Here is a 17996-nt window from a genome sequence, read left to right as displayed (position 1 = left end):
GCCGTTAGGGAACAGCCACCAGCCGCAGCAGATGATCAATAAAATCATCGCTGCTTATTCCCTCTGCTTCCGCTTCATAGCTGAGCAATATACGATGCCTTAAAACGTCATGCGCAATCACATGAATATCTTCCGGGGTCACATAATCGCGCCCCGCAAGCCAGGCATGGGCCTTTGAGCAGCGATCCAACGCTATGGTTGCGCGGGGGCTGGCGCCAAAGCGAAGCCATTTGGCCAATTCCTTGCTGTACATTGCCGGATTACGGGTGGCCACAACCAGCTGCACCAGGTAGTGTTCCAATGCAGGGCTGGTATGAACTTTTAAAACCTGTTTACGGGCTTCAAACAATACGCGCTGGGGTAATTGTTTAATGTTCGCAGGGGCAGCATGCTCTAGACTCATTGCTTCTCGTCTTGCCAGGGCGAGAATATCCTGCTCAATAGCTGCATCGGGGTACCCGATTTTAACGTACATCAAAAAACGGTCAAGCTGCGCCTCAGGCAAGGGATAAGTGCCTTCCTGTTCAATAGGATTCTGGGTTGCCATTACCAGAAATAACTCCGGCAAGGGATAGGTTTTACTGCCAATAGTGACCTGACGTTCTGCCATGGCCTCAAGCAGGGCCGATTGAACTTTGGCCGGCGCCCTGTTAATTTCATCCGCCAGCAATAAATGGTGGAAAATCGGACCCGGCTGGAATACGAAGGAACTGGTTTCCGGATGAAAGACATCTGTTCCGGTCAGGTCTCCCGGCAATAAATCAGGGGTGAACTGAATCCGATGAAAACTACCTTCGATAAGGGCGGATAATTCTTTAACCGCCCGCGTTTTAGCAAGCCCTGGCGCACCTTCTACCAGTAAATGGCCATCAGCCAGCAAGGCGATCAATAAACGCGAGACCAAAGCCTTTTGGCCCAAAATACGCTCGTTTAAGAAATGACTGATCCGCAAAATGTCCTGCTGCACAGATTGTGTTGCTGATTCTTGCAGTTGTTCCATTATTCAACCTCGTGCAAAAAAAACATAATCCTAACGTGAATCACTGCCTCTGCCAAGCTCTGGCGGCTGTATTAATCTGAGAGTGTTGTCATTATGCCCAAATCTCCGGCCATGCCGCAGGATTCGACTTAAACCAATTATGGAACAGTTTCTGTACTAAAATTAGATTAATCGGATACGGCTTGCCGCAGAGTTCTGGATTCCGCGAACAAGTCGCGGAACGTAGGGTAGACTCATACGCTGTAAACTCGTCAGCACAAAGTTAAGAGTAACGCTACTCAAGGAGGAGGAATTTATGAATAAATTACAAGGTAAAAAAATCGCTATTCTGGCAGCCAATGGCTTTGAACAAGTGGAAATGGAGGAACCCCGGAAAGCGCTGGAGGATGAAGGCGCGGAAACCTTTCTCATTTCTCCCGAGAAGGACGAAGTTCAAGGTTGGCATCATTTCGAAAAAGGGGATAAATTTCCGGTTGACGTACCGCTAAATGAAGCCAAATCAGAGAATTTTGACGCGCTGCTTCTTCCCGGTGGGGTTATCAATCCAGACCAGTTACGTCTTTATCCCGAAGCGGCCGCATTTGTCAAAGCACTCAATGAACAGCAGAAACCCATTGCTGCAATCTGTCATGGCCCCTGGCTGTTGATTAATGCGGAGTTGGCGAAGGGCAGGAAAATGACGTCCTGGTTATCTGTTAAAACCGATTTAATCAATGCTGGCGCTGAATGGGTCGATGAACCGGTAGTTTGCGATAAAGATATTCTAACCAGCAGAAAGCCGGCTGACATTCCAAAATTTAATGAAGCGATGATTCAACTATTCGAGTAATGTCATGACCCTTGATCGTTATCAGGAGAAAAGGAATTTTGGTAAAACACCGGAGCCCAAAGGCCATGTTCGGGGTAAGCCTCAATTTCTTTATATTATTCAGAAACATGCTGCCAGCCATTTACACTATGATTTCCGCCTGGAGCTTGATGGTGTGCTAAAAAGCTGGGCAGTCCCCAAAGGCCCCTGCCTGGATCCCTCCGTTAAACGCCTCGCCGTGCAGGTGGAAGACCACCCGGTTGAATATGGCAGTTTTGAAGGCATCATCCCCAAAGGCCAATATGGCGGCGGAACAGTTATGTTATGGGATAAAGGCAAATGGAAACCGCTGGATAAGGATCCGGCGGCTGCCTATGAAAAAGGACATCTCCATTTTGAACTGGATGCCGAGAAGTTGAACGGCCAGTGGGATCTGATCCGCTTTAAGGAAAAACAATGGTTTCTGATTAAACACCGCGACAAGGAAGCCAAACCCCTGGATGATTATGATATTACCCTTGAAGAACCAGACAGCGTAGTCAGTCATCAGACGATCGATGAAATTGCAGAAAATTATGAATCGGTCTGGAACAGCAAGGAGGGTAAGGAGAGCAAGAAGCCCAATAAGCCGGCCAGAAAAAAAAAACTGAACCTTGACCTCCCTGATGCCCCTTTCCCCCATTACTATCCGGTTGAGCTGGCCACCCTAGTCGATAAACCCCCAGCAGGCGAGGACTGGCTGCATGAGATTAAATTCGACGGTTATCGAATCATTGCTTATAAACAAGGCGCTGAAATTAAATTGCTTTCCCGAAACAAACTGGATTGGACAAGCAAATTCCCCAACATTGTGGATGCTTTAAAGACATTACCCGTCGATTATGCAGTCGTGGACGGTGAAATAACGGTACTGGATGAAAACTCGCATTCAAGCTTTCAATTACTGCAAAATGCCATGAGCCATGGACGGCTAACCCATTTTGATTATTATCTTTTCGATTTGCTTTATGTAGGACATTACGACATCCGCTCGCTTCCACTGCTGGAAAGGAAAAAGCTGCTTGCATCCCTGCTTGAAGATAGTGATGACAGTCTGCATTATAGCGACCATATTGTGGGAAGTGGCGCAAGCGTATTCAAACAAAGCTGCGATTTTAATCTGGAGGGGATTATTTCTAAAAATATACACAGCAGCTATGAGGGCGGACGAAGCAAAAAATGGCTCAAAATCAAATGCAGTAAGCGTCAGGAATTTGTGATTGGCGGTTTCACTAAATCACAGAAAAACCGGACAGGATTTCGTTCTCTGCTGCTGGGTTACTTTAATGATAAAGGAGGGCTTATTTATTGCGGCAAAGTGGGAACGGGCTTTACAGAGACATCCTTAAAAGCGATTGCAAAGCAGTTAGAAGCCTTGAAAATCGAAAGCAATCCGTTCACAAGCAAACCACCTGACGCTAAAAGCAGCATCTGGGTTAATCCTGAATTAATTGCCGAAATAGAATTTAGTGAGTGGACAGAAGAGGGACATTTAAGGCATCCGAGTTTCAAGGGGCTTCGTCTCGATAAAATCGCTGAAGAAGCAACACAGGAGCAGGAAATTCCAATAACCAAGCTATCTTCAAAAGGAAATGATATGCCATCCATCAAATTGAGTAACCCTGACAAAATTATTTATCCTGAAGATGAAATCGCCAAAAAGGAACTCTTTGATTATTACCAGGCTATCAGCCCCTATATCCTTCCTTATATTACCAATCGGGCGCTAACGCTTGTCCGCTGCCCTTCACACTATCAGGAGTGTTTCTATCAGAAACATCTTAACCAGAAAGACCATGCCGGTTTATATGACATTAAGGTAAAGAGCAAGAATAGCGGCAGCATTGAAGACTGCATTTATTTAAAAGACGAACAGGGCTTACTCGCCTTGGCACAAATGGGAGTGCTGGAAGTTCATCCCTGGGGAAGTACAGTTGATCATTTGGAGCAACCTGATGTGCTGGTGTTTGATCTGGATCCAGATCCTGAAGTCAGCTGGAAAATGCTGGTGGCCGCAGCGCTTGAAATACGGGAAGAGTTAGAGCAGTTAGACTTGTCGGTATTTATTAAAACAACAGGCGGAAAGGGTCTGCATTTGGTTATTCCCATTCAGCCTGAGTATGACTGGGATAGTGTAAAGGAATTTACCCATGTCTTTGTCGAATATCTGGAGAAAAAATATCCAAAAAAATACACCAGCAATATGGCAAAAGCCAAACGAAAGGGGAAGATCTTTGTCGACTATTTGCGCAATCAACGCCAGGCAACTGCTATAGCCCCTTATTCACCGCGTGCCCGATTGCATGCCCCAGTAGCCACGCCTTTGCACTGGGATGAGTTAACTGATAATCAGAATGATTGCTTTTATACTATTCGAACAATCTTCAAACGGCTTGACCATCTGCGGGAAGATCCCTGGAAAGCATTTTGGAAAATTAAACAAAAGTTACCTCTTGATCAAGTCTAGCATTACAAATTGATTAAAATTGATGCTTGAGATATAATTTTTACATTACCTGCAAATAATTAAGCCATCTCTATGAAGTACAAGCAAAGCCTTACTGACATCAAAAGCAAAAAAATTCAAGAGAGGCAATTTAAGAAAAAACACGCCGCCCCGGACGATATGAGCCTCGGAAATCTTCTGCTGTTAATGAAGCAAATCAATGCAGAAGATGAAAGCAAAATGAAAGAGGCGCTTTCCCCTGAAAAGCGTAAAGACGGTCGTTACGTGACGAGTGAAGGGGCTTTGCGTGGTACGGATGGGCGCATTTTTCGAGAAACACAAGTCAAACGCCTGGCACGCTGGTTAAGCTCTACTCCTCCGCTGATTAACCTGTTTTTTAACTGGCTTTTTATTAAGCGACTGGGGATGAAACTCGATTACTTCACCCAGGAAGAAAATAAAAATCCGGATAAATTATACAAACAGGGCTTCAAACATGAAATCAGCAGCCGTGAACATAATTTTACCATTCATAACCTGGGTCATGCTACTCAACTAATTCAAACCGAGGGAATGAATATCCTCACCGATCCTGTTTTTGGCGATTTGGCGCCGCTAATTTACCCTTCCACGACCAAGCCGTTCTCGCGCGATCTTTCAGCGAATGATTTACCGGCCATTGATGTGATTTTAATTTCCCATAACCATCGCGATCATGTGGATGTTGATTCTCTAAAACAACTGATTAAGAAAGCGAAAGATGAAGGAAAGCCGCTACCCCGTTTGCTAGTGCCCCTGGGCGATGAAAAATTCTTCAGGGATCTTGGATTTACGGATGTTAAACAGTTCGAATGGCACGAGCAAATTACCCTGTATTCTCCAAGCAATCAGGCCATAAGCTTTTGCGCAACGCCGGCTGACCATCGATCTGGCCGCAAGGGCCATGACCATCATAAATCATTGGTCACCGGCTGGACTATCAGTCCTAAAAATCGCGATGAAATTGTTTATTTTGCCGGCGATACTGCCCGGTTAAGCAATGCACGCATGGATAGTCTGGCACTGGATATTTACCATCAGGTTCAGCATAAAACCGGTCTGGCTGATAATAAATTACCTAGAATCATTAATATGGAACCAGGTGGCCCAAACTACACGCGCAGGGACATGGAAGCTACCCATCAATCAGCGGTAGATAGTATCGTCTCAGCCTTTCGTCTGGCGGTTTCACTGGAGAAAGTGGAAACAGCCCATAAAGGCGCTGAAAAATCCCATACTGCCAACCAGTGGCTTGATGCTACGTCGACAGTATTCATGCATCATAATAAATTTGAATTAGGGCCGGATCGCTTCAATGAAAATGTATTCATTTATTCCAGGTTATTAAGCTATCTGAAAATGAGCGATAAAGATTTTCAGCAACATAAACAGAAGCAAGCGCAAAAAAGCACCTCCTGGAGCCTGTTCGAGCGGCGAAAAGATTTTATTACCCAGGGAGTAGAAGAGCTTAAAGCGCTGGCCGCAGAAATCTGGCCAGCAGAGGATCCCGAGGTTCAAAAACAGTATCTCATCGAATTTATAGAGGCCCGCACTCACTTCCCGCTAATTAATGAGAAGTTGTCTGCAGACGATGTCTTTCAATTTGAAATGGGCGAAACCTCAAGCATTATTCCAGATACCTTTATAGAAGACGGGAAGCGGCGGAAAGGCGAGAAGCTTGATGAGCCGGAAGAAGGTACTGATATAGGAGGGCCGCCGGTGTAAACGAACTCGTTTCCCTCTCTCGCGGAATCCATAGGTCCTGCGACATCGACCATCAAATCCCCGCAGCACCGACCATCGAATCCCCGCAGCACCGACCATCGAATCCCCGCGGCTGCGACCGCGGGGCCCACACGAAGCCTATTAGAATATCGGTCTTGCTAATTAAGGCTAGCGTTTAAAAGACTTTGTTTTTGATTAACTTCTTCAATCTCTATTTTTCGGCAACATTGGAAACTCATTTGGGGAGCATGTCCCACCACAAGACATGGGCCCCGCGGTCGCAGCCGCGGGGATTCGGAGAAGGTCTTCGCCGCGGGGATTCGGAGAAGGTCTTCGCCGTGGGGAGCCGGAGAAGGTCTTCGCCATGGGGAGTCGGAGAAGGTCTTCGCCGTGTGGAGCCGGAGCGGAAAAACATTTGTGTGCGTAGCCTAATCAAACAGAAGATTATTGATAACCTTAATTCTGATAATCACTCTGCAGCTCAAGCGGCATCATCGTCTGCAGACGCTCATACAGATCAAGCAAATCAACGCAGAAAACCTGGAATTGCTGTCGACTTTGCCATAGCTCATAATTAACGCCCTTACGAAAAGCCAACTGGCGGGACAACATTTTAAAAAGCTGCAGATCCTGGCCGGAAAAACTGAGATCCTGATTCATTTCCAATAATTCAACCAGTGTTTTATTCTGTTTAACGGGGCGGTGGACATGTAATAAATAGGCATGCAAGGTCAATTGAAAGGCGTTGTACATCAAAGAGCAAATAGGGTTTAAGCTATCTTTAATGTATTGCTCTTCAATAAAATCATCCCGCAGATTACTCATGAGATGATCAGCGGCATAGGCATGTTGAGTCGCTATTTTTAACAATTCCAGCGGCGAGTAGTAATGTTTATCCATTGGGCACTCAATTTGATACAATAGCAAGTTAATTTAGAACGCGGATTCTGCCAGATGTTTACTGAAATTGCGAGCCGGGAAGCCAGCCCCGATTCCTGGTCACTAGGCGGGTTGCACTTCCCGCATCGTTTGATACAGGGGCCCTTGGCTGGATTTAGCTGCTCCCCGATGCGCGCCTTGTTTTCACGTTATTTGCCTCCCGCCTATTGTGTTTCTGAAATGATTTCCGCGCATGATGTCATTCATAAGCATACTGGACAAAACCGCTATCTGCACCGTTCGGCAGAAGAAGGCAGGCTCTGTTATCAATTATCGGGAACTGATGCTGATCTAATGGCAAAAGCGGCTCAACGATTGGAAGTTCTGGGAGCTGATCTGATTGATATTAATTGTGGCTGTCCCAAAGCTAAAATAAGAAAACGCGGTGCTGGCAGTGCGCTTTTGGAAACACCTGAACAGTTAATCAGCATTGTAGAAAAAGTACGTAATGCCATTCAATGCCCATTAACCGTCAAAATACGGATTCAGCAAACAGCGCTCGATCTTGCATTAGCACAACGATTGGAAAATACCGGTATTGATGCGCTTATAGTGCATGGAAGGCGCTGGCAGGATGATTACGACATCGCCAGTAACTGGCAAGCCATACGTTTGATCAAACAGGCCATTAATATACCCGTGATAGCCAATGGCGATATTTGCGACCAGCACTCCCTGTCTGCGGCCCTCACTGCAACCGGCTGTGATGCCTTCATGATTTCAAGGGCAGGAACTGGCAAACCCTGGCTGTATCAGCATTTAACGGAAGGAAGCAAATCAGCTATTTCGCCTGAAGAGCGAATTGATCTATTCATGGTGCACCTTCGCGATATATCACAGCTCGAAAATGAGTTTCAAGCTGTTTTGCAGAGCAAAACGCTGGTTCGTTATTATTTTCGTGAATTGCCTGCAGACGTTTTACGAGGATATTATGGGTTGGATTCCCTGCAGGGAATTGAGTTATATTTGACCAAGGAGATACCTGGAGCTTATACCGAGCTGTAAATCCCCGCGGTCGGTGCCATAACTATCTACACAAATGTTTTTCACGCTCCGAATCCATACTTCGCCCTCCATCTACATTCAATACCTGACGACAATGAATTCTGGATCTCCATGCCGTTTCAAGGGAGTTTCCGCAATAATTTTCTGCTGCAGCTGTTCTGATAAGCTATTGTCTTTTTCTGGCCAGATAATCAATAAAGCAGCTTTGGTCTGGCAACAGATCGTGCAGTCTTTGCTGCAAATCCTATCTACACATCACGCTCCGAATCCCCGCGGCTGCGACCGCGGGGTCCACACGAAGCTTATTTAGAATATCGGTTTTGCTAATTTAGGATAATGTTTAAAAGACTTGTTTCTAACTACTTTTAATTGCTATTTCGGCAACATTGGGTTCATCTGAGGAGCATGTTCGGCCACCAAACATGGGTCCGCGGTCGCAGCCGCGGGGATTCGATTAATCTATACTTCGCCCTCCATCCACATTCAATACCTGCCCGGTTACAAATTCATTTTCGACCAGGCAAACCACCGCTTTGGCAATGAAGACTGGATCTCCATGCCGTTTCAGGGGAGTTTCCGCAATAATTTTCTGCTGCAGCTGTTCAGATAAGCTATTGTCTTTTTCTGGCCAGATAATTGCGCCGGGGGCCACCGCATTAACCCTGACTTTTGGCGCAAACTCCTTGGCCAATGCCCTGGTCTGCATCAATAAAGCAGCTTTGGTCTGGCAGTAAATCGCGTAGTCTTTCAGCGGAATTTCAGCATGTATATCCGTAATATTAATGATGACGCCCTGCTGTTGTTTTAAATAGGGCAAAGCAGACTGGCTTAATTGATAAGGAATTTGTACATTCAGTTTGAACAGCCTATTCCACAGATCCTCATTAAAATTCTCAAAATGATTCTTAGTAAATTGCGAAGCATTATTAACCAGCAAATCCAGTCTTCCAGCCCAGTCAATTACGGGCTCAATCAGGGTTTCCGCCTCGCTTAGAGCGGCTAAGTCCTGACAAAAAACCTGAGCAGAATCAGCTTGCTGCTGATTTAATTGCTGCGCCAGACCATCGGCCTCCGCTTTCGACTGATTGTAGTGAATAGCAATTCGATAGCCTGCATTATGCAAGTGCTTGGCAATCATCCTGCCAATGCGTCGGGCAGCGCCGGTAATCAATGCCACTTTCCTGACTTGTTTCTGCTCCTGATTCAAGGTATGTTCCCCCTTTTTGCCTATCTAATTATGAATGTCCCTGCAGCGCTGGTCGCACAGCTTAAAAAACACGATGCCATTCCCTTTGCAGAATTTATGCAGCTCGCCTTATATTCTCCAGAATATGGCTATTATACGTCTTCAAAGCCCAAGTTCGGCTCTGGCGGCGATTTTATTACAGCTCCTGAGCTAAGCCCGCTTTTTTCACAAACCCTCGGCGAGCAATGCCGGCAGATTTTACAGCAGTCAGACACTGATACCATTCTAGAATTCGGTGCGGGCTCTGGCAAGCTATGCACTGACCTGCTAAAACACCTCGCCAGAAAAAATTACCTGCCTGAAGTCTATTACATTCTTGAAGTCAGCGGCTATTTACGCGAGCAGCAAAAACAGTACATTCAACAGGAGATCCCGGATTTGGCTTCAAGGGTGCAATGGCTCTCGGAATGGCCAGAACAGCCTTTCTCCGGCATTATTCTGGCCAATGAAGTGTTGGACGCCATGCCCGTCCATCGTTTCCTGCAAACTGACGATGGCATTTGCGAAAGTTTTATTAGCCTTGATGAACAATCACAGTTGAAAGAAATTTTTAAACCCTGTAGCAATCCCCGCCTGCTAAATTATTTGAAAACAGTTCTGCCTGCAGATTTTTCACCCTATTTATCTGAAGCAAACCTGTATGTTGAGGGCTGGCTGAAGCAATGCGCTGCCAGCTTAAAAGAAGGGGTGATTCTGTTAATCGATTATGGATTTCCGCGCAGCGAATATTACCATCCCGATCGCAACCAGGGAACGCTTATGTGCCATTACCGGCATCAGGCCCATTCTAATCCACTGGTTTATATCGGCGAGCAGGATATTACCGCGCATGTCGATTTCACTCAGGTTGCAGAAGCAGCCCTGGCCGCAGGTCTTGAGGTGAGCGGTTATACTAACCAGGCTGCTTTTTTGCTGGGCAATGGTTTGCTAAGCTTACTGGAAGACATTCAGGACGAAGGCCTGCGTCTGCGGGCAGCCCAGGCGGTTAAACAACTAATTCAGCCCAGCGAAATGGGCGAACTATTCAAGGTAATTGCCCTGTCAAAACACTATGAAGGAGACCTGGCAGGTTTTCAATTGCAAGATAAACGAGCGAGCTTATAAAATGAGTAAATATTTGACGACCGTCGAATTACAGAAAGAATCCATGAAATTTTCTGCGGGGCACACCACCATATTCTCTGCGACAGAAAGAGAGCCTCTGCATGGCCACATGTACGGCGTGTATCTGGCCTTGACGACCTGGGTGGAAGATAATGGAATGACATTTGATTATCGTTATTATAAACACCGCGTCCATCACCTCTGCCGCTTTTTAAATCAAACCTTCCTGATGCCCCAGTATTCACCCTTCCTGGAATTTTCAGAAGATGAGGAATATTATTATTTCGTTTTTAATAAAAAGAAAATTCCCTTTCTCAAGGAAGATGTGACGTTAATGCCTTTAACCAACATCACCGTAGAGGAATTGTCACGCTGGTTTGTCGAAGAGCTCATTAAGGAAAAGGAAGAATTGGATAAACATCGCATTGAAAAAGTGGTGGTCAAAGTGTTTTCTGCGCCTGGCCAGTCAGCAAGCCATCAATGGCAGCGGCATGCAAAGGCCAGTCAATGACTGAGGTCCTTCAGGTTTGTATCCCCAATACCCTGCGGGATTGCTTCGATTACCTGCCCAATGGGATAGAAGCCGCAGTCGGCTGCAGGGTTCAAGTGCCATTCCGTAACAAAATACGCCTTGGTATTGTGACAGGACAAACCGATTCAAGCCTGCCGGCGGACAAATTGAAACCCATCGCTGAACTTCTGGATAAAGAACCCATCTTAAGTCCGGAGACATTAAAACTTTGCCACTGGGTAAGCCAGTATTATCAGTCCCCTCTTTCTGAGGTATTGCCGCTGGCGCTTCCCAAAAAACTGCGTGAAGGAAAACATCTTAAACCCATTGACATTAAACCTTTGCTGCCGATTAAAGAAGAACAGATCAAACATCCTCTCCCCCTGAATGAAGAACAGGCACTGGCAGTGGAGGGTATTGCAAAAGAATTGCATCATTACCATTGCTTCCTCCTTTACGGAGTAACCGGCAGCGGAAAAACGGAAGTCTATTTGCAAACGATCAGCAAGGTGCTTGCCCAGGGATTGCAGGTCATGGTACTGGTGCCTGAGATTGGCTTAACCCCGCAATTATTAAAACGCTTTCAGGAGCGCTTTGATTACCCCATGGCCGTCATTCATTCCGGCCTTAATGAAACGGAGCGCAGCAAGGCCTGGCAATTAGCCAGCGCCCATCAGGTGGGGCTGGTGATTGGCACGCGGGCAGCTGTTTTTACGCCCATGCCTAAACTGGGTTTGATTATTATTGACGAAGAACACGACAACTCATTAAAGCAAATGGAAGGCGTACGTTATTCAGCACGCGACACCGCATTAATGCGCGCCCATACAGCCAATATACCGGTGATCCTCGGCTCTGCCACCCCCAGTCTTGAAACGCTCAACAATGCCCGGCAAGGTAAATTTACCGTGTTGCACCTGCATCACAAGGCGCTGAACCAAACCCCCTTGCAATTCCAGGTGGTTGATTTACGCAATAATTTTTCAAATCAGGGATTGGCAGCCGTGACCCTGGAAGCCATTAAAGAGCAACTTGCCCAAAAAAATCAGGTTCTTATCTTTATAAACCGCCGCGGCTTTTCGCCAGTATTATTCTGCCAGTTATGCGCATGGATTGCGGATTGCCCGGCCTGCGACAGCCATTTGACCTTTCATCGGCAGATTAACCGGCTCATCTGCCATCATTGCGGTTATAACAAACCATCCCCGCCGGCCTGTAAAAAATGCCACAGCCCAGGCCTTTTACCTTTGGGAACCGGCACACAGCGTCTGGAAGAATTTCTGCAGACTGAATTTGCCGACTATCAGATTATGAGGGTGGATCGTGACGAGGTCAGCCGAAAAAATGAACTGAGCAAGCGCCTTGAGTTAATCACCCGGGGAGAGGCACAATTGATTGTCGGAACGCAAATGCTCGCCAAGGGGCATCATTTTCCCAATCTCAGCCTGGTGGTGATTGCAGATGCCGATGGCGGTTTTTTTCATCATGACTTCAGGGCAGTCGAGCAACTTGGCCAATTACTCACGCAGGTTTCCGGGCGGGCAGGCAGGGCTGATCGCGCCGGCAAAGTAATTATCCAGACGCATGTCCCGCAAAACCCCTATCTTAATTTACTAATCAGGCAAGGCTATGACGCCTTTGCCGATGCTTTACTGCAGGCACGGCAAGCAGCGCTTTTGCCTCCCTACCATTACCTCGCCTTAATTCGCGCACAGGGCAGGCAAGCGGATAAAGTCATGGCGGCCCTGCAGGACATGAAAAAACATTTATTAGCCTCATCCATCAGTGTACTCGGCCCAGCCCCTGCACCTATGGCAAGAAAAGGCCATCAGCACCGCATGCAATTGCTGCTCAAATCCCAGGCAAGAAAGCCGTTGCAACATGCATTGACGCAGATGAGAGAATGGTTAACAATGAGTAAAGCGCATTCCAGCGTCCGCTGGAATATCGACATTGATCCGCTGGATTTGTCATGACGAATAAAAATAAAATACATCAACGATGCTTTTCGATTGCCTGGGGCGATATGGATGCTCTGGGTCATGTCAACAATGCACGCTACTTTGATTACTTTCAGGAAGCGCGGATTGAGTGGCTGGCCACGCTTAATATCAAACTGACAGAGAATACCGGCCCCGTGGTTATTCACGTCGCCTGCACCTTCTTAAAACCTGTTATTTATCCTGCCAGTTTAGTTCTGGACAGCAGTATCCACAGTATTGGGCGCTCAAGCTTTGTCATTGACCATGATTTATTTCAAAATGATGAACTGATGGCGCAGGGTGTCAGCAAAATTGTCTGGGTTGACTATCGTTTAAATAAATCCATTCCGATCCCGGATGAGGTTCGTGCAGCATTTACCGGGTAAACTGCTACTTGAAACCCAGGGTAGATTCGAGTTCGCCTTGAGTCAAACCGTCGCTGTTCTTGCTGGAATATCAATCAACTCGTGGCCATCCTCTTTTTTTAGCTGGATAAAAATAACAATGGACGCAAATGTCAGCAATGACATGGCAATAAAGGTCTGGTGAAAACTGCGTACACTCAGCATTGGCTCTTCACTGAAAATTGCAGAAACCCTGATAAGCAATGCCGCCGCAGCAACACCGAAGCTTTGCGCAAGTTGCTGCGTAGTACTGACAATACTGGTTGCCGCACTCATTTCTTCGGCATCGATATTCGCATAAGCCAGCGAATTCATACCGGTGTACTGTAAAGAAATCAACAGTCCATAAACAAAGGTCAATAAAGCAATCGCGAAAAACGATGTCTGGGCATCAATTAAGGCAAACATTCCCAGCGCAACTCCAACTAGAATAGTATTGAGTATTAACAGTTTCTTATAACCAAAACAGCGTAAAATATATACCGATAAAGGTTTAACAATTAAGACGCCTAATGCGGTGGGGGCGAGCAATAAGCCAGAAACCTGAGGATTATAGCCCAGGCCAACTTGCAGGAGTAACGGCAATAAAAAGGGAAAGCCGCCAAATCCCAAACGTGCGAAGAGATTTCCCAATATAGACACGCGAAAAGTGCGGATTCGCAGTAATTCAATCTTGACAATCGGGTGTGATCTTTTATAAGAGTGCCAGGCGTATAAAGCCAGCAGACTAATCGCCAGCGGCAAACAGATAACAACCAGGAAATGCGCAGCATCGGATTCACTGAGAATGGATAAACCGATTGTTAATAATGCCAGGCCGCTGCCAAATAAGATAAATCCCCATTTATCCAGCGCTGCAACCGGTTTAGGCGGCATTGACGGTAAAAGAAACAAACCCAATATAAAGGCAAAAATTCCCACGGGCGCATTCACCCAGAAAATCCAGCGCCAGGAAAAATGATTGCTGATGACGCCGCCCAATACTGGGCCCAACATCATACCGATCGCGGCCACCATAACCACCACATTCATCTTACTGATCAATTCATGGCGCTCACAGGTTCTTATAATGATTAACCGCCCCACCGGCAAGGTCAGCGATCCGCCAACCCCCTGCATAATTCGGGCTATGATAAGCTCGGGCAGCGTATTGGTGAAACCACACCAGACTGAACTGGCTGTAAACAGAACCACCGCAAAAACAAATACTTTTTTAGCGCCAAATTTGTCAGCAATCCAGCCGCTAATCGGGATAAAGATTGCCAGGCTTACCAGATAACTGATTAAGGCAATTTTAAGATTGATGGGATTAACATCCAGGCTTTTTGCAATCACCGGGATAGCGGTGTTCAATACCGTGGTATCCACAGCTTCCATGAATAAGGCGAACGAGACAATTAATAAAATGAGATTTTTTTTCATAGCAAAAATTCAATTAATCATTTGTTACAATAGGCCTGATAAGCATGAACGTCAACCTCTATTGAGCTGCCGCGGGAATTCGAAAGGGCAGATACGAATACATCTGTTTATTCCCTCGGCGCCAGTATATAATCCTTCCAGATTTAATAAGGGAGAAACAATTGATGAAAAAAATGGCTTTATTTTTATTCTGTGGTTTCACTGCACTCCAGGCTCAGGCAAATCCCAGTCTCTGCGGATATACTGATTTTTTTCGCATTAGTGACGACAGCCGTCCTGATATTGCCATCGTTGATGCCAATACTACCCCTGAACTCTACATGCAAATCCTCAGTCATTTAAGTTTTGAAATCCGCGACACCCCTGCCTGTCGCAAAGGTCGTGCGAATATCACCGTAGCCACACAGGACGGAACGGGCTGGTGCGTTCTTCACCTTCAGGATGGCCCTTTCATGATGCATCCCAAAGTTCATGCCAATTGTTCAGGCATGCGTTTTGTAGACATGTCTTATGAAGGCAGCGGCAGCTTCCATTATACTATTCGACTGGATTAATCCTTTGGCCTGCATCACGCAGGCTATAATTTAACTATCCACAATACAAGGACTGCAAAAAATAACAATGGACTTTAAAGATTATTATCAAATTATGGGATTGGATCGAAATGCCAGTCAGGAAGAGATAAAGCAGACTTATCGCAAATTAGCCAGAAAATACCATCCTGATGTCAGTAAAGATCCTAAAGCGGAAGATAAATTCAAAGAGCTGGGCGAAGCTTATGATGTACTGAAAGATCCTGAAAAAAGAGCCAAGTATGATAAATACGGCCAATACTGGAAACAACAAAGTGAGGCCCACCAGCAATACGGCCAGGACTATCAACCGCAGTACCAATACACGGGACAGTCGGATTTCGATCCTGCGGATTTTGAAGACTTCTTAAGTTCTATATTCAGCCGCCAATCCGCACGGGGCAAACCTTCAGGTTATTACGATCAGGGGCAGGATATACACGCGCAACTGACTATTAGCCTGGAAGACAGTTACCATGGGGCAGAAAAATTAATACAGCTTCAGCTTCCTGCAGTGAATCAGAAGAGGGAACTGGAGTATCAGCAACGTGCAATCAAAGTAAAAATACCCAAGGGAATTGGCAATAAGCAGCAAATCCGGCTCAAAGGCCAGGGAGGCGAATATGCTCCCGGCAGGCACAGCGATCTCTATATTGAGATTCACATTGCCCCTCACCATCTGTTCCATTTAGACAAGAAAGATATTCTGCTGAAGATTCCCATTAGTCCCTGGGAAGCGGTTCTTGGCGCCAATATTGAAATTCCCACGCTGGGCGGCACAGTCAATATGAAGATTCCGCCTTATTCGCAAAGCGGTAAAAAAATGCGGCTTAAAGGCCGCGGCCTGCCAGGCAATCCGCCGGGAGATCAATATATTACGCTGGAGATTGTGATTCCCGAAACGGAGAACAGCGAAATGAAAAAGCTTTTTGAGCAAATGGCTGCAAGCGTTCATTTCAATCCGCGCGAAAAAATGGGGGGGCGCCATGGACGATAAGCAAAAAACAGCCACTATTGAAAGTGAACATTTATTTTCTCTCTCTTTACAGGAGATCAGTCATTCATTTGGCGTTACCCGGGAGACGATTATTGAAATTGTTCAGGAAGGCATTGTAACGGTTGATAAAAATGAAAAAAATGAATGGTTATTTGATGATGAAGCCTTAAGCCGGATCCGTACGGTTATACGGCTCAATAAAGATCTGGGAGTTAATCTGGCAGGCGCAGGCCTGGTACTGGATTTGCTGGCAGAGATTGATCAGCTGCGGGCTTTGTTGTATTCACAGGGTCGATAAGAACAATTCCCGCGGCGAAGACCCATCGCTATCTACACCAATTCAGTCGAATCCCCGCGGCTGCGACCGCGGGGCCCATGTCTGGTGCCGAACATGCTCTTCAGAAGAATCCAATGTTGCCGTAAATAGCAAAAAGCAATGAGGAACAAGTCTTTCAAACATTATCCTAAATTAGCAAAACCAATATTCTAAATAGGCCTCGTGTGGACCCCGCGGTCGCAGCCGCGGGGATTCGGAGCGGGAAAAACCTTTGTTTAGATAGCTATGGGCGACCGCGGGGCCAGGAATGAGCCAGGTTGTGGGTCCCGCGGTCTTCGCCGCGGGAATTCGAGTGGGCTTCGCCACAGTATCTCGAGTGGGCTTCGCCACAGTATCTCGAGTGGGCTTCGCCACAGTATCTCGAGTGGGCTTCGCTACAGTATCTCGAGCGGGCTTCGCTACAGTAACTCGAGTGCCCTTGCCCAAGAATGGATAAACAACTCAGGCGCGCTGCTCAAGCAGAAAAGCAGGTGCTTCTTCTTCCGCAAAAGGCGCCGGCCACCGAATCTTTAACTCTTTCATCCGCCCGTTAAACGCTTCGATATATTCCCTGAGTTCACCCTTCGCAGCATCGATGCTGAATGCGGGGCAGGCATTGTCCTTGAGGATTTTATCCAGGCCATCGCGAATAGCTGCTCGCTCTTCTTCATCCCTCAGTTTTCCAATCTGGCTGCGTATGGCATATACGGCACCTAACAATTCTTTAGTAGAAAACGCCTCCTGGGTTAAATCTTCAAACCAAAGGAGAAGATTCTGGTAGGCCTTAGTTGGCGTTGAAGAAAACCAGCTAAAACAGCAATTGCTTTTATGATGCTCAAACAGGTAAACATCAGCAAAATCATCAAGGCTATTCAGGCCGCGTAAAAGATTTACTCGCTTTAACCGTTCTGCTGAGCGGTTAATGGATTGATGCGCGTCTTTAATCAACTGCTGCTGCGGGGAAGAAAGGCTTTTTTGGCTAAGCAGCATTTCAAGCAAGCCCGCATATTTATCAATCATTGTGGATGCGATGGTAATATTAATTTCCAGTACTTTACGGCTATTGGGATCTTTAACGTCTTTATTTTTTACTGCTGCCATAATTTCCGCATTGGAAAGCAACTCCTGCAGATAGGCATTCATTTTTCCATTAATACCGTCTTTAATAAGGTTAAATACATCAGACAGTGTAGAAGAGGCCGAGGACAAAAATGAGAGGCTGTGGGGTTTTGCCGGCTCTTTCAAAAGTTCCTGGGCAGCCGCCAGTTGGTTCACCGTATGGGCATGCGGACTAGTCTCATTCGCTGCACGGTTTGTCAAGCCCCGCTGTTCAGCAGGCAATTGTTCTGATGCTGTTTTACCCGTCAGATCCCTTATTGCCTGCAACTGCTGAATCAACACTATTTTCTCTGCATCACTAAGCTTCATAGCCGCCCCTTTT

The 17996-nt window shown here is 46.4% G+C and carries 16 protein-coding genes; 11 read left to right on the top strand and 5 right to left on the bottom strand.

All coding sequences use genetic code 11. From position 1 onward, the window contains the following. Nucleotides 1-4 precede the first annotated feature (4 nt). Complete coding sequence (locus tag DYH42_RS00480; RefSeq protein ID WP_058523868.1) at nt 5-1000, bottom strand: AAA family ATPase; 996 nt, start codon at nt 998-1000, stop codon at nt 5-7. 295 nt (nt 1001-1295) lie between these two features. Here DYH42_RS00480 and DYH42_RS00475 point away from each other — a divergent pair, with 295 nt between their 5' ends. From DYH42_RS00475 to DYH42_RS00465, 3 genes are all read left to right on the top strand, one after another. Then, nucleotides 1296-1829 carry a type 1 glutamine amidotransferase domain-containing protein gene (locus DYH42_RS00475; protein WP_058523869.1) on the top strand — a complete coding sequence of 178 codons (534 nt, stop codon included), beginning with the start codon at nt 1296-1298 and terminating at the stop codon, nt 1827-1829. A gap of 4 nt (nt 1830-1833) precedes the next feature. Further along, nucleotides 1834-4314, top strand: coding sequence for a DNA ligase D (ligD, locus tag DYH42_RS00470; protein ID WP_058523870.1), 2481 nt, complete (start codon nt 1834-1836; stop codon nt 4312-4314). 72 nt (nt 4315-4386) lie between these two features. Continuing rightward, on the top strand, nt 4387-6057 hold the full coding sequence (locus tag DYH42_RS00465) for an MBL fold metallo-hydrolase (RefSeq protein ID WP_058523871.1): 1671 nt from the start codon (nt 4387-4389) through the stop codon (nt 6055-6057). 456 nt (nt 6058-6513) lie between these two features. Here DYH42_RS00465 and DYH42_RS00460 read toward each other — a convergent pair whose 3' ends face one another. After that, nucleotides 6514-6957 carry a hypothetical protein gene (locus DYH42_RS00460; protein ID WP_058523872.1) on the bottom strand — a complete coding sequence of 148 codons (444 nt, stop codon included), beginning with the start codon at nt 6955-6957 and terminating at the stop codon, nt 6514-6516. Between the two features lie 54 nt (nt 6958-7011). On the opposite strand from DYH42_RS00460, the gene DYH42_RS00455 reads away from it, so the two are divergent. Then, on the top strand, nt 7012-8001 hold the full coding sequence (locus DYH42_RS00455; RefSeq protein WP_058523873.1) for a tRNA dihydrouridine synthase: 990 nt from the start codon (nt 7012-7014) through the stop codon (nt 7999-8001). Between the two features lie 454 nt (nt 8002-8455). On the opposite strand, the gene DYH42_RS00450 is transcribed toward DYH42_RS00455, so the two are convergent. Further along, nucleotides 8456-9208, bottom strand: a complete 753-nt coding sequence (locus DYH42_RS00450; RefSeq protein ID WP_058523874.1) for a pteridine reductase — start codon at nt 9206-9208, stop codon at nt 8456-8458. Nucleotides 9209-9238: 30 nt separating this feature from the next. Between DYH42_RS00450 and DYH42_RS00445 the strand changes: the two genes are divergently transcribed. From DYH42_RS00445 to DYH42_RS00430, 4 genes are read left to right on the top strand one after another with little or no spacing between them, the layout of a single operon-like run. Beyond that, nucleotides 9239-10351 (top strand): class I SAM-dependent methyltransferase, encoded by a 1113-nt coding sequence (locus tag DYH42_RS00445; RefSeq protein ID WP_058523889.1) that lies wholly within the window; start codon nt 9239-9241, stop codon nt 10349-10351. A gap of 1 nt (nt 10352) precedes the next feature. Continuing rightward, the gene (locus DYH42_RS00440) at nt 10353-10862 is read left to right on the top strand and encodes a 6-carboxytetrahydropterin synthase (RefSeq protein ID WP_058523875.1); all 510 of its coding nucleotides are present in this window, start codon (nt 10353-10355) and stop codon (nt 10860-10862) included. Continuing rightward, on the top strand, nt 10859-12838 hold the full coding sequence (gene priA / locus DYH42_RS00435; RefSeq protein ID WP_058523876.1) for a replication restart helicase PriA: 1980 nt from the start codon (nt 10859-10861) through the stop codon (nt 12836-12838). The genes DYH42_RS00440 and priA overlap by 4 nt, the downstream gene beginning before the upstream one ends. Next, nucleotides 12835-13230 carry an acyl-CoA thioesterase gene (locus DYH42_RS00430; RefSeq protein WP_058523877.1) on the top strand — a complete coding sequence of 132 codons (396 nt, stop codon included), beginning with the start codon at nt 12835-12837 and terminating at the stop codon, nt 13228-13230. The genes priA and DYH42_RS00430 overlap by 4 nt, the downstream gene beginning before the upstream one ends. Nucleotides 13231-13272: 42 nt before the next feature. Here the strand turns inward: DYH42_RS00430 and DYH42_RS00425 are convergent, their stop codons facing one another. Next, entirely contained in the window at nt 13273-14670 is a 1398-nt protein-coding gene (locus DYH42_RS00425; RefSeq protein WP_058523878.1) for a DHA2 family efflux MFS transporter permease subunit, read from the bottom strand. Nucleotides 14671-14831: 161 nt separating this feature from the next. Between DYH42_RS00425 and DYH42_RS00420 the strand changes: the two genes are divergently transcribed. The 3 genes from DYH42_RS00420 (at nt 14832) to DYH42_RS00410 (ending at nt 16537) form a co-directional block, all read left to right on the top strand. Further along, nucleotides 14832-15224, top strand: a complete 393-nt coding sequence (locus DYH42_RS00420) for a hypothetical protein (RefSeq protein WP_131793011.1) — start codon at nt 14832-14834, stop codon at nt 15222-15224. Between the two features lie 67 nt (nt 15225-15291). Further along, entirely contained in the window at nt 15292-16239 is a 948-nt protein-coding gene (locus DYH42_RS00415; RefSeq protein WP_058523880.1) for a DnaJ C-terminal domain-containing protein, read from the top strand. After that, complete coding sequence (locus tag DYH42_RS00410; protein WP_058523881.1) at nt 16229-16537, top strand: chaperone modulator CbpM; 309 nt, start codon at nt 16229-16231, stop codon at nt 16535-16537. Before DYH42_RS00415 ends, DYH42_RS00410 begins: the two co-directional genes overlap by 11 nt. A 480-nt stretch (nt 16538-17017) precedes the next feature. Here the strand turns inward: DYH42_RS00410 and DYH42_RS00405 are convergent, their stop codons facing one another. Further along, nucleotides 17018-17983 carry a hypothetical protein gene (locus DYH42_RS00405; protein WP_058523882.1) on the bottom strand — a complete coding sequence of 322 codons (966 nt, stop codon included), beginning with the start codon at nt 17981-17983 and terminating at the stop codon, nt 17018-17020. Nucleotides 17984-17996: the final 13 nt, after the last annotated feature.

The sequence above is a fragment of the Legionella birminghamensis genome, from assembly GCF_900452515.1.
In the GTDB taxonomy this organism is placed as follows: domain Bacteria; phylum Pseudomonadota; class Gammaproteobacteria; order Legionellales; family Legionellaceae; genus Legionella_C; species Legionella_C birminghamensis.
Note: the sequence above shows the minus strand (reverse complement) of the source record. Positions and strands in the feature narration are given on the sequence as shown.

What these genes read in the sequence shown, in the direction of transcription:
- DYH42_RS00455 (WP_058523873.1), top strand. Translation starts at nt 7,012, where the DNA reads ATGTTTACTGAAATTGCGAGCCGGGAAGCCAGCCCCGATTCCTGGTCA.
- DYH42_RS00460 (WP_058523872.1), bottom strand. Translation starts at nt 6,957, where the DNA reads ATGGATAAACATTACTACTCGCCGCTGGAATTGTTAAAAATAGCGACT.
- DYH42_RS00425 (WP_058523878.1), bottom strand. Translation starts at nt 14,670, where the DNA reads ATGAAAAAAAATCTCATTTTATTAATTGTCTCGTTCGCCTTATTCATG.
- DYH42_RS00465 (WP_058523871.1), top strand. Translation starts at nt 4,387, where the DNA reads ATGAAGTACAAGCAAAGCCTTACTGACATCAAAAGCAAAAAAATTCAA.
- DYH42_RS00430 (WP_058523877.1), top strand. Translation starts at nt 12,835, where the DNA reads ATGACGAATAAAAATAAAATACATCAACGATGCTTTTCGATTGCCTGG.
- DYH42_RS00445 (WP_058523889.1), top strand. Translation starts at nt 9,239, where the DNA reads ATGAATGTCCCTGCAGCGCTGGTCGCACAGCTTAAAAAACACGATGCC.
- DYH42_RS00405 (WP_058523882.1), bottom strand. Translation starts at nt 17,983, where the DNA reads ATGAAGCTTAGTGATGCAGAGAAAATAGTGTTGATTCAGCAGTTGCAG.
- DYH42_RS00475 (WP_058523869.1), top strand. Translation starts at nt 1,296, where the DNA reads ATGAATAAATTACAAGGTAAAAAAATCGCTATTCTGGCAGCCAATGGC.
- DYH42_RS00415 (WP_058523880.1), top strand. Translation starts at nt 15,292, where the DNA reads ATGGACTTTAAAGATTATTATCAAATTATGGGATTGGATCGAAATGCC.
- DYH42_RS00480 (WP_058523868.1), bottom strand. Translation starts at nt 1,000, where the DNA reads ATGGAACAACTGCAAGAATCAGCAACACAATCTGTGCAGCAGGACATT.
- priA (WP_058523876.1), top strand. Translation starts at nt 10,859, where the DNA reads ATGACTGAGGTCCTTCAGGTTTGTATCCCCAATACCCTGCGGGATTGC.
- DYH42_RS00410 (WP_058523881.1), top strand. Translation starts at nt 16,229, where the DNA reads ATGGACGATAAGCAAAAAACAGCCACTATTGAAAGTGAACATTTATTT.
- ligD (WP_058523870.1), top strand. Translation starts at nt 1,834, where the DNA reads ATGACCCTTGATCGTTATCAGGAGAAAAGGAATTTTGGTAAAACACCG.
- DYH42_RS00440 (WP_058523875.1), top strand. Translation starts at nt 10,353, where the DNA reads ATGAGTAAATATTTGACGACCGTCGAATTACAGAAAGAATCCATGAAA.